This is a genomic window from Pontibacter sp. CAU 1760, from assembly GCF_054482735.1.
Genome location: NZ_JBTLRL010000002.1, coordinates 568,829 through 580,655, shown reverse-complemented (window position 1 = coordinate 580,655; position 11,827 = coordinate 568,829). Strand labels below are relative to the sequence as shown.

Sequence of the window (11,827 nt, the reverse complement as noted above, 5' to 3'; positions counted from 1 at the left end):
GTAGGTGGAGTCCTGGCTTACCACCACCACATCGCCGCTTGCTGCGGCGCAGCGGGCCACTGTGGCCCGGGTATGGCCCGCCAACATCTTGTCTGTATCCATTGCTTTCTTTGCAAATATGGCTGCCACTGCCTGGCGAAACGTATTACCCAGGGCTTTGGAGAAAGAAGAGCCTATCGTAGCAGACACCACTTCCGCCGCCCTTACTAAACTACTTACGTTCCGGCCATGGATCCCGTCAAACCTTACCCCAAACTCTGCTGATGCCCACATAAGCTAATTGTTTCAACCGAAACAATTCCACCCCGATTTCCTTCCTTTTTTCCCTACAAGATTAGGCCCTATAGCCGGCGTCTGAAAGTCAAAAGCCGTTTCAACGAGGGCTGAAACGGCTTTTGCTATTCCTGTTTACTTAAAGCTACTAAGCTCCCTCCTCTCTTACAGAGAATTTGTAGATCGTGGTAGACTTCAGGGTATCACCCGGCTTCAGGATAGTAGACGGGAAGTCTTTCTGGTTGGGGGAATCCGGGAAGTGCTGCGTCTCGAGGGCAAAGCCATAGTGCTTGTTATAAGACTTGTCGCCTCTGCCCTTGATGGTGCCATCCAGGAAGTTGCCTGAGTAGAATTGAATGCCCGGTTCAGTTGTCATGATTTCCATCACGCGGCCACTTGTCGGCTCATACACTGTCGCGGCCTGCTTCAGGCTACCGTCTGTGTTGCTCAGCACGTAGTTGTGGTCGTAACCACCTTCTACCTGCTTCAGCCGGGCACCGATCGCGGTTGGGGTGTTAAAGTCCATCGGTGTGCCTTTCACATCGCGCTGCTCGCCTGTCGGAATCAACGCCTCATCCACTACCGTGTATTTGTCGGCATTGATGGTCAGCTCATGGTCCAGGGCATCGTTGGCCTCTCCGGCAGCCAGGTTAAAGTAGCTGTGGTTGGTCAGGTTAACGGGCGTGGCCTTGTCGGTCGTGGCCTCGTAGTCGATCTTGATCTCGTTGTCGTTTGTCAGGGTATAGGTAATCGCCGTGGTGAGTTTACCTGGGTATCCTTCTTCGCCGTCCGGGCTCACATAGGTAAAGCGCACCGCATTCTGCCCCGGAAGCGGCTCTGCCTGCCAGATTACCTTGTCGAAGCCTTTGTTACCGCCATGTAAGTGGTTCTCGCCATTGTTCTGGGCCAGGGTATACTCCTTGCCATCCAGGGTGAATTTTCCCTTCGCGATTCTGTTGCCGTAGCGCCCGATGGCAGAGCCAAAATAGGGGCCGCTTTTCACGTATGCGTCGCTCTGGTACGCTTCCATGCTGTCGAAGCCAAGCGCGACGTCGCCCATTTTACCGTTTCTGTCTGGTGTGAGCACAGAGGTGATGGTCGCTCCATAGTTTGTGATCTTCACTTGCATACCCTGCTCGTTGGTGAGGGTGTACAGGTTTACTTCTTCTCCTTCTTTTGTTTTTCCGAAGGCTTCTTGCTTGATGTCCATTGTATCCTGATCAGTTGATGCGGTCGTGGTTTCGGTTTCGTTGGTGCTTTGGTTAGAGCAACTCACCAAACTGGTTGCTCCCATACTACCCAGCAAAACCAGCAGCAATAGCTTTCTACTTACTTCTCTTTTTTTCATATGGATGGTTAAACATGATGACAGTCTATTGATTTTCAATTTAAGCATTATTCTAATAAGCAGGGTGGTAAAAGGGCAAGGATTTGCCCTTTTTATCCTAAAGAGAAAAGATAATGGCATGCTTCATTCCCGCCGTGCCCATAAAGCTACTCTTCAAAAAAATACCCCCATACGTAGCCGCCGAATGATCGTGCTGGCCGCATATGAGGGTACCAAACCACTTTACATGTTTACTTAGTCATTGGCCTTGTTAGGCAGCAGGTTTGGATTCACGTCCAGTTCCCGCTGCGGAATCGGCAGGTACTCGTTGCCTGCGGTCCACGTCTTGAAATCCTTGTCATGGGCCTGTAGCATGGCCAGTTTATCGGCTTTGTACAGCCATCCCCAACGGATGATGTCGTTGATGCGCTGGCCTTCGCTGGCGAACTCCAGGGCACGCTCGTGGCCGAGCTGGTCACGCATCTGCTCCTGGGTCATGCCAGGCTTTACAGTAGCCAGGTCCGGCAGGTTTGCTCTGCTGCGTACCCGCTGAATATACTGGTAAGCCTCCGAAGTGCGGTTCAGCTCGTTCAGGGCTTCGGCATACATCAGCAGCACATCCGCAAAGCGCAGCACGCGGTAATTTATACCTGAGTTAATTTCATACTCATGCGGTAAACCGAACCCGTCGTTGGTGTACTTGCGGGGGTAAATTGCGTCCGGGGCATAAGGCCAGGGATTACCGTAGATGGTTGTAGAATTGGCAGCCGGCTCCAACGAGGCAATGGTTGCCAGTAACCGTGGGTCTACTTTGCCGTCTACCGTTGGCTCGTCCTTAAATTCCTGATATATCCAGCGGGTCGGCAGGAAGTCAGAGAAACCGAAGTCATCGGCCCCGTACGTCACGCCCTGCGCCGATACCTGCTTCCAGTTGGCACCCGGGTCACCGCCCCAGTTAAAGTCAGAGCCGCCTACCTGGCCAGTTGTCGCAAACTGCACCTCAAACAGCGACTCAGCGTTGTTCTCGGTAAACGGCGAAAAGTTATCGCGGTAGTTTGGCACCAGGCTATAGCTGTTCAGCGGTCCGTTTATCAACTTTTCGAACTGATTAGCGGCCTGCTGCCACTGCTGCCTGTATAAATAGGCTTTGCCCAACATGCCGGCAGCAGCCCCCTTGGTGGCACGGCCTACCTGGCCCGCATCCGGGCCGCTTACCTCCGCGTACGACTTCGGCAGCATTTCCTCAGCCGACTTAAAGTCAGAGATGATCTGGCTCCAAATCACTTCCTCGGTAGCGGTGGCAGGGTAATACTCGTCCTGGCTTTTAGGAGGATCTGTTATAACCGGAATAACCTGATAGGTATTTGCCAGATTGAAATAAGCTAAGCCGCGCAGAAAATGCGCCTGCCCTTTGATCCTTGCCCGCAAGGCCTCATCCATCTCGATGTCGTTAACGTTGGCCAGCACCTGGTTTGCCCGGAAAATCAGTTGGTAGTGCCCGTGCCACACCCACTCTATCGGGCCGGAGGTGGTTGGGATGGTGAAGTTACTCATTTGCACCAGGTCACCCCAGGGGCTGTCTCCGGTCATGTCATCCCCGCGTCCATCGGTGGCAGCCGGAAGCATACGCATGTACATGCCGTCGATGATCAGGGCGTTGTACACTGCGTTCACACCCGCCAGGGCCTGTGCCTGGGTAGACCAGTAATCAGCCGTTGTCTGGCGGTTCGGGTTGGCAAGATCCAGTTTATCGTCGCATCCCAGCAGCAATGGAAACAGGAATGCTATATATTTTAATTTCTTCATGATTTGTCAGATAAAAAATTGATAAAACGCGCGCTCACTACTAAAACGAAACCTGTACACCAAGCATCACCGTTCTCGGCTTCGGGAACGACCCAAAGTCGAAACCAGGGTTAAAAGTGCCGGAGGTAAAGTCAGGGTTATACCCTTTGTAGGCCTGGAAAGTGTAGAGGTTTTGCGCAGTTGCATAAACTCTGGCCGACGACAAGCCTTTGATCAGATCTGTTGGCAAGGTATAACCCAACGACACCGTATTGATTCTCAGGTGCGTGCCGCTCTGCAGCCAGCCTTCTCGGTTAGAGTCGCGCATGTTCTGGTTCGGGTCACCTGCCACCAGACGCGGTATGTTCGTGTCTGTGTTGGTCGGCGTCCAGCGGTCCAGGGCATCCTCGTGGTAGTTCAGGTAATCCTGGGTGTGCATCAGGTCTCTGTAGAACCTGCTGTTGATCAGGTAGTCGCCCATTCCGGAGGCGAACATCGTGAAATCAAAACTCTTATACTGTGCGCTGAAATTCAGGCCGTAGTAGATGTTTGGCATACCGCTGCCCAGAAACACACGGTCACCTTCTGCATTAATTTTGCCATCCCCGTTCACATCCCTGAAAATCAAATCGCCAGGTGCTGTGTTGGCATTCTGGAACGCGTGGTTGTTCACCTCCTCCTCTGTCTGGAAGATTCCCAACACATCAAACCCATAGTGCTCCCCGATCTCACGACCTACCTGCGTTCTGGAACCGGCGCCGTAAATCGGCTCTTCGTTACCGCCCAGGGCGAGTACTCTGTTCTTAAGCGTATAGGCATTTGCTGAGATGTCGAAGGTGAAATCGCCCTCCATTTTGTGGTAGGCCACATCGAACTCGAAACCTGAGTTGCGCAGGCTGCCGGCATTTACCACTGGCGCCAGGTTCAAAGAACCGGTAGAGGCCGGGATCGGCACCCCTACCAGGATATCGGTGGTGGTGCTACGGTAGTATTCTGCCGTGAAGTCAATTTTGCCGCCGAACAAGCGTGCGTCTAAGCCCACGTTGCTGGTTGTCTTGGTTTCCCACTTGATGTCTTCTGCCACAAGCGAGGTTTGCAGGCCCCCTGTTACCGGAACAGCATTGAAGTTGTAAACGATATTCGGGTTGATGGTGGCATAGTAGAGGTAATCGCCGATGTTCTGGTTACCCAATTCGCCGTAGCTGCCACGCAACTTCAGCTCTGCGATGAAATCCGGAAGCGTGAAGAACTTCTCGTTGTGCAGTTTCCAGCCGAGTGCGATGGAAGGGAAGTTACCGTAGCGGTTAGCAGGAGCAAAGCGCGAAGATCCGTCTCTTCTCAACGTGGCCGTTAACAGGTAACGATCATCATACCCGTAGTTCACCCGGCCAAGGTAAGAGGCCAGTGTGTTTGTTGCCTCTGAGCCGCTTGCCGTCTTGTTCGACCCATTGTCCAGCACCGGGAAGTATGGGGTTGTCAGGTTCTGGGAAAATCCGCCCAGGCCAGAGAAAGAGCCCTCCTGGTACATCTGCCCCACCAAAGCCGACACGGTATGCTGGCCGAAGGTTTTGTCGTAATTCAACGTATTCTCGATCAGGCTAGTGGTCAGGATTCTGCTGCCCTGGTTTAACCTTGATATATCGTTTGTGAAAAAATACCCCAGGTCAAAGGCAGGCACAAAGGCATAGTCCCGGATCATGGTGCGGTCGTAGTTCAGGTTCAGCTTATACTTCAGGCTATGCCCATTGGTATTCAGCAGCTGCAACTGGCCCCAGCCGGTACCGAACACGCGGTCAACGGTCACGTTGTTTTCGATCAGGCTGTTTGCGCCAATGGCGTTCAGGATGATGCCCCGCTCAATGGCTGATGAGGTGCCTGCGAAGCCTCCCAGGCGGTTTGGGTCATAGACCGGTAAAGTGGGTATGGCTGTTACCAGGTCGCCGATCAGGGGTGGTCTGCCTCCCAACAGGATATCATCCCGGAAAGTAAGCGAGTTCTCGAAGGAGTGGGCATAGTATAGCGAGAGGCCGGAGCTGAAGATACCCTTCTCGGCAGTGGTGTTAATACGGCCTGAGTAACGCTCGTAGCTAGGTCCGTTGCCCTCGAAAGTTCCCTCGTTGTCAAAGTAGTCCAGGGAGATGTTATAGGTGTTGAACTCCCCACCACCCGAAAGCACCACGTTGTGGTTTTGGCGATTACCCAGTTTCAGGCCTTCTTCCTGCCAATCGGTGTCGATGTCGCTGATGAAACTCGGTGAATTCGGGTCGTTGGCCGGGGCCAGCGTCTGTCCACCATTCAGCTGGGTTTCGTTCTGCAGCATCTGGTACTCTGTCCGATTGGTAACCGGTATGCGCTGCCAAACCTCATCCACACCATAATATCCGTTGTACTCTACTTTCAGCGGCATGTTCTTGCGGCCCTGCTTGGTTGTGATGATCACAACCCCGTTGGCTGCCCGCGAACCGTAGATTGCCGCTGCAGAAGCATCTTTCAACACCTGCACGGAGGCAACGTCGTTCGGGTTAAAGTCACGAGGAGACGTCCCTACCGGAACCCCATCCACTACATACAAAGGCTGCGAATCGCCGAAGGTGGCCACGCCGCGTATCCTTACATTTGGGAATGCACCCGGCTGTCCGTCGCTTGTTACGGCAACCCCTGGCGCTCTACCCTGCAGCAGCTGCGCCACATCGTTGGTCGAGACCTTCTTCATCTCCTCCGCGTTGATGACAGCCACAGAACCCGTAATGTCGGATTTCTTCTGCGTACCGTAACCTACCACTACCACTTCATCCAGCAACTGCTGGTCAGCGGACATCTGCACATTGATTGTACTGCGGTTGTTTACCGGCACTTCCTGTGCGACATAGCCTATATAGGAAAATATCAGCATGCCGTTTTCCTGGCCGCTGGGTATCTGCAGCGAGTAGCTTCCGTTCACGTCCGTAATGGTTCCGACGGAAGTTCCTTTTAGGGCAATGCTTACACCGGGCAGCCCTGTGCCATCGGCGCCTGTAACTTTACCAGACACGGTCACAGCCACTGCTTTAGCAGCGATCTCTGTTTTTGGCTTCTCGCCGGCTGCCAGCATGCCAGGCAATGCAGGCAGTGCCTGGGCAGGCAGCTGAAGCCCGGCGCAAAGCACTACGGGCGCCAGAAGTGGGAATTTAAGAAAACGTTTCTTCATATAGTATGGGTTTGAGGGTAGTGAGTTCTTCTGCAAATCAGTATCTCCTGCGGTCATGCAGGCCCAGGGGGGTCGGTGAGCTTGTGACAGATTCAGCTATCGCCTTCCTTCTCAATATGTTTCAGCTATCCACGGGTACTTTATCATATAGTTGGACAATGCATCCTGCTACAGACAAAGCAATCACTGCACTTCCTGACTACTTTGCCCTATGCTAAATCTTACCATTAGCGTAGCTCTGGATGACAAATAATGTTTAAACGTAAAAAATACATTTAAAAAAATGCGTAAATTTTTTTAGGTATAAAACAGCTGACTTAATCGCTACACCGTGTTAAGGCAGCTGTTTTATATCGCTATAACTAAGAGAGCTTCACCCGGATCACATTCACAGAGTAAGGCTGCAACGAAGCATTGATTGTCTTGCCGTTTACTTTGATTTGCTTCTGCTGCGGGCTGATTGCTTTGGGGTTCTCAAAAGAGTTCTCCTGGCTCAGATTATCGCTTTGAAGCACTGTCATGGTGCCTTTGCTTTTCAGTTTCTTCACCCCATCCACCATAAATTTGCTCTGCTGTGGCTTGTCTGTGGTGTTCACTACTTTCAGAATGAGCTCGTTTGTTTCTTTATCGATTGTAGCCGATGCGAAAGCGCCTTCCTGGCCTATCACTGGCTTCTCATTTTGCAACACGGGCACTACGTGTGTGCCACTGTTGGTAGAGAAAAGCTTCTGCACCTGGTAGTTAGGCGTACCGAAAGACTCCAGGTTGTTTACCCAGATCATGTCCGGGGTCCACTGCCAACCATCGGTATGGGCAAAGAGCGGGGCGTAAGACGCCATCACCACCACATCGGCGTTGCGTTCCAGGCCAGTCATAAAAGCTGCCTCAGATATGGCTCCGTTCCAGTTGTTCTTATTCTCCGGGCTTGTGACCGCCACCGTCTGAGAGGCATACTCTCCGGCAAATATCTTCGGCCCGTTGCGGTCATAGCTGTCATAGCGGGTCACGTTCTCGCGGAACCATTCCGGCGCGCGGTAATAGTGCTCGTCAATGATGTCTACCCGGGTGTCTTTCATACCCCGCAGCGTAGTGTTCAGGTAGTCAAACTCCTTGCCGTCAGGGAAAGGGCCGGTAGTCGTGATCAGTTGTATCTCAGGGTGCTTGGCGGTCAGCTCCTTCTCGAAAGCCTTATACCGCTCGATGTATTGCTCGCCCCACTGCTCGTTGCCTACCCCAATGTATTTCATATTGAAAGGTGCCGGATGCCCCATCTCAGCCCGCTTTTTGCCCCAGGTGGTTTCTACAGAGCCATTGGCAAACTCGATCAGGTCCAGCGCATCCTGGATATACGTGTCCAGCTGGTCCATCGGTACCAACTCAGCTGTGTTGAACTGGCAGGCCATGCCGCAGTTCAAAATCGGGAGCGGCTCCGCCCCAATATCCTCGGCCAATTGGAAATACTCGAAAAAGCCAAGGCCAAACGACTGGTAATAGTCCGGCGTCAGGCGATGGCCAAACTCTGTATTCCAGCGGTTCACGGTCATCTCGCGGGTCTCCACCGGGCCAATGGTTTTTTTCCACTGGAAGCGCTCATCCAGCGTGCGGCCCTCTACAATGCAGCCTCCCGGAAAACGAAAAAAGCCCGGCTTCATGTCTGCCAGCAGCTGTACCATATCCGGACGCAGGCCGTTTGGTCTGTTCTTCCAGGTTTTTTCCGGGAACAGCGAGATCATGTCCAGGTCTACCTCGCCCTTGCCTTTGGCCCATACATAGAGCTGCGCCTTCGGTTCGGCCGCTGTCGCCTTAAAGCTAACTTTATATTCTTTCCACTGGTTGCCCTCTGGCGTAAGGGTGGTAGCGCCAATGCTTTGTCCCTTCGGATCTATCAATTCTACTTTCAGCGTTACTTTTTCGCCACGCTCCTGCCGTGCCAGTACCGAGAAGTTATACTGTTCCCCTTTCTGCACACCCATTCCCCGGAAGCCCTCGTTCGACAAGCCGTACTCGCCTTCCGCCGACTTTACGTTTACCCGCAGGAACCTTGGGTTTCCTAACCCGGCTGCACCGCGGTTGTGCACCAACAGGGTGCCGTCCGCACTTCCGCGCTTCTGCTCTTTCCAGCCCATCATGGGCGTGGCAAATTCAAAGGAGCGATTCTTTACCAGCTCTGCGTAAATGCCCCCGTCAGCTCCCAGGTTGATGTCCTCGAAGAAGACGCCCCACATGGTAGGTGCTATCTCCGCTTTCAACTCGTTTGCCTTAACAGTGTATACCTGTTCCTGCTGGGCGAGCACCGAACCTGCACATGCAAGCATTCCCGCTGCTATGGCTATCGACTTAAAGTACTTCTGCTTCATCTACTGTAGTTTAGGGCGCCGCTACTCTAATGAGTGACTACTCAAATATAAGCGTCATTTTTACAATTAAAAAATTTTGCATGAAAAATAGTGTCCTTCCAGAGCACCTTTTTCACTGTTCCGGACAAAAAAATTACTAAACCGGGTTAGTTATTTGATTTCTTCCCTGCTTTCACCACAGGCCACGCTTTTTTATCCCAAGCAAGCTTCTCAATGCGCAACTTAGATTTACCCTCATCCTCAGCATCATACCCATGAAAAACAAGGTAATCCTGCCCTTCGAAGGTATAGGCGGAATTATGCCCGACGCCATACCAATTCTCGTTGCCCTCCAACAGCAGGCTGCCACCGCCCTGTGTCAGCTTCTTCCCTTCTTTGTCGAGATATGGGCCTGTTACATTCTCCGAGCGGCCTACCACCATTTTGTAGGTGCTTTTAGGTCCACGGCAGCAATAATCAAAAGATGCGAACAGGTAGTAGTATTTGCCTTTCTTAAAGATGAAGGGAGCCTCCACTGCTGCATTTCCGGCTTTGCGATCATCCGTCTCGGTGCGATCCCGCTTCAGGATGGTATGCCAAACCGGGTTTTCCCGCGCCACAGAAAGCCGGTTATCCTCCAGCTTCACCAATTTCAGACCCTCCCAGAAAGAACCGAAGCTAAGCCAGGGTTGCCCCTGCTCGTCTACAATCAGGTTCGGATCGATGGCGTTCCACAAGTCACGGCCCGGAACCGACTCTATCACCACACCATGATCCACCCACTTATAAGCCGGGTCGGTTGGGTGCAGCGTAGCATTTGTGGCCACGCCAATGGCAGAGGTGTTTTTGCCGAAGGCCGATATAGAGTAGTACAAATAATACTGCCCATTATGGTAGCTGATATCCGGGGCCCATATGTGGTTTTTAAAATCCGGCACTACCTCAGAGGTCCATGCCGGGGCTTGCGCAAACACCGGTTCTTCCCGCTGCCAGTCTTTCATGTTACGGGAAGACCAGATAGCGATTCCCCTGCCGGTAGCGAAAAGGTAATAGGTTTTGCCCTGTTTGATCATGACAGGGTCGTGCACGGATATTTTCTTACTTTGTGCGCAGCCGGTACCCATCAAAGCCAGGCACAGGAATAAGCTGGTTGTTAGCTTATTTAAGCTCTTTGTCATCTCTTTCATAGTTACACGTCGTGCTGGCCTGGCATGCGCCACTCCATACCCTGTTATTTCTTTAGCTTCTTGCCCCAAACAGCTATCCCCTCGCTGTTCAACCCTGTGAAGAGGACGGTACTGGCCACTTTATTTTCCCAGTCTCTGCCACGCTCCACGTATACCTGCTCTGTCTGGCCATTCCCCCAGTTCAAGGTTAGCCAGGGCGACTGGTATGCCCAGCTGCTCGACGCGTCGCTGTTGAGCGTGCCGTTCTCGTTCAGGGTGAGCAAAGTGGCTACCTGGAAATCAGGTGTGACCTGCTCGCTGGCGTAACCCGGCACCACGTTATACCGCAGCACGATGCGCTCCCACTCCCCTGCCAGATCGGCCTGGGCAACGGGCGTTTGCTCTACCGCCGCATACCGCTCCGGCGACACAATCGGCCAGCCACTCTCTGTCCAGTGCATCTTGCGGACATGCAGCACCATAAAATACTTGTCTACTCCCGGCCTGCCCTGGTGCGCGATGTAATATTGGCCATTGTCCTGGAACACGGCGGGGTGCGACACGCCCTGCCACCCGCTGTGGCCCTGGAATTTGTAAGGCGCCAGGATCATTGGCAAATTATCCGCAGGCTCGTTTAGGTCCTGCCCGTTAAAGTCGTAGAACGGGCCGGTTGGGGAGTCAGACCGCCCCACGCGCACATTGTATTTGGTTTCCAGCCAGTCGTAGGAGAGGAAAAGGAAATACTTGTTGAGTTGCTGGTTATAGATCACCTCCGGCCCCTCGATATTGCCGTTGATGTTACTACCCGTGAAACCCCGCTGCGCAATGCGGCGGCCCTTGTCGCCGGCCGTTGCGGGTAAGCCTGTGGCGGGGTTAAGCTTCAGCACGTAAATGCCGTCCCACGCCGAGCCATAGTAAAACCAATGGTCCCCGGCGGCATCCACCACCACTGCCGGGTCGATGGCGTTTGTCTGCAATGTGTTGTTGTTGAGGGAGGTAACCACCAGGTCCTTTTCCACCCATGGCCCTTCTGGGCTGGAGGCAGTGGCCAGCCCAATAACGCTGAGGCGCGGTGCAGGCGACGACAGTGAATAATAAAGCCTGTACTCGTTGCCAACCTGCATCATGTAGGGCGCCCACAGCGAATTAAAGGGCGTGCTGCCCCGTTGCTTAATAAAGTCGCTTCCCTTTTTAGGCAAGCCGTCAAAGGCCTGGCCCACAAACTGCCAGTTCACGAGGTCCTTTGATTTGCGAACCTGTATACCCGCCGGGGCCGTGGTGCCGTAGGCCGCGTCGGTGCTGTAACTGTAGAAATACTGCCCTACCTTCAGAATGGAAGGGTCGTGGGTATTGTAAGGCCCCCACTTGAAGCGAAACTGGTAAGGCGCAATATCCGCGTAGGTATCCGCAATCTGGTCTATATCAAAGGCAACCTCCGGAGGCGTGGTGCCGGGATCAATCGGGGGGGTTGGGTCTTCTTTGTCTTCAGCACAGGAAAACACCCCTGCTCCTAGCAAACACATGACACCAATGCTAAAATACCTGCTTACTTTCATCGCTGTTGTTAAATCTGTCTGACACCTTTTCCTGCACTATTCTTACCTTCTGAGAGGCTGGTGCAGGAGTGATTTATTTTTTGAGCGCATCAAAAAAACAGGGATTGACTTACTGCAGTTTTCACCCTGTTTTTTGGTGCTACAACTTTAAAGCTTCGGCTGCCGGGGTATCATGCATGGCTAAAGCCTACCTACAA

General features: G+C 52.9%; 7 protein-coding genes. All 7 read right to left on the bottom strand.

Annotation, left to right across the window (positions count from 1 at the left end):
• Positions 1-273, bottom strand: a 273-nt coding sequence (locus ACXYMU_RS04830; protein WP_458985221.1) for a hypothetical protein, incomplete at its 3' end; no start/stop codon positions are given.
• A gap of 148 nt (positions 274-421) precedes the next feature.
• Positions 422-1,621 (bottom strand): aldose epimerase family protein, encoded by a 1,200-nt coding sequence (locus ACXYMU_RS04825; RefSeq protein ID WP_458985220.1) that lies wholly within the window; start codon positions 1,619-1,621, stop codon positions 422-424.
• Between the two features lie 234 nt (positions 1,622-1,855).
• The gene (locus tag ACXYMU_RS04820) at positions 1,856-3,406 is read right to left on the bottom strand and encodes a RagB/SusD family nutrient uptake outer membrane protein (protein ID WP_458985219.1); all 1,551 of its coding nucleotides are present in this window, start codon (positions 3,404-3,406) and stop codon (positions 1,856-1,858) included.
• Positions 3,407-3,446: 40 nt separating this feature from the next.
• Positions 3,447-6,572, bottom strand: a complete 3,126-nt coding sequence (locus ACXYMU_RS04815) for a SusC/RagA family TonB-linked outer membrane protein (RefSeq protein WP_458985218.1) — start codon at positions 6,570-6,572, stop codon at positions 3,447-3,449.
• 362 nt (positions 6,573-6,934) lie between these two features.
• Positions 6,935-8,929, bottom strand: a complete 1,995-nt coding sequence (locus ACXYMU_RS04810) for an alpha-L-arabinofuranosidase C-terminal domain-containing protein (RefSeq protein ID WP_458985217.1) — start codon at positions 8,927-8,929, stop codon at positions 6,935-6,937.
• A 146-nt stretch (positions 8,930-9,075) separates the two neighbouring features.
• Entirely contained in the window at positions 9,076-10,095 is a 1,020-nt protein-coding gene (locus tag ACXYMU_RS04805; protein WP_458985216.1) for a family 43 glycosylhydrolase, read from the bottom strand.
• A gap of 44 nt (positions 10,096-10,139) precedes the next feature.
• Positions 10,140-11,597 carry a family 43 glycosylhydrolase gene (locus ACXYMU_RS04800; RefSeq protein ID WP_458985215.1) on the bottom strand — a complete coding sequence of 486 codons (1,458 nt, stop codon included), beginning with the start codon at positions 11,595-11,597 and terminating at the stop codon, positions 10,140-10,142.
• Between the last annotated feature and the right edge of the window lie 230 nt (positions 11,598-11,827).

What these genes read in the sequence shown, in the direction of transcription:
- ACXYMU_RS04825 (WP_458985220.1), bottom strand. Translation starts at nt 1,621, where the DNA reads ATGAAAAAAAGAGAAGTAAGTAGAAAGCTATTGCTGCTGGTTTTGCTG.
- ACXYMU_RS04820 (WP_458985219.1), bottom strand. Translation starts at nt 3,406, where the DNA reads ATGAAGAAATTAAAATATATAGCATTCCTGTTTCCATTGCTGCTGGGA.
- ACXYMU_RS04815 (WP_458985218.1), bottom strand. Translation starts at nt 6,572, where the DNA reads ATGAAGAAACGTTTTCTTAAATTCCCACTTCTGGCGCCCGTAGTGCTT.
- ACXYMU_RS04810 (WP_458985217.1), bottom strand. Translation starts at nt 8,929, where the DNA reads ATGAAGCAGAAGTACTTTAAGTCGATAGCCATAGCAGCGGGAATGCTT.
- ACXYMU_RS04805 (WP_458985216.1), bottom strand. Translation starts at nt 10,095, where the DNA reads ATGAAAGAGATGACAAAGAGCTTAAATAAGCTAACAACCAGCTTATTC.
- ACXYMU_RS04800 (WP_458985215.1), bottom strand. Translation starts at nt 11,597, where the DNA reads ATGTGTTTGCTAGGAGCAGGGGTGTTTTCCTGTGCTGAAGACAAAGAA.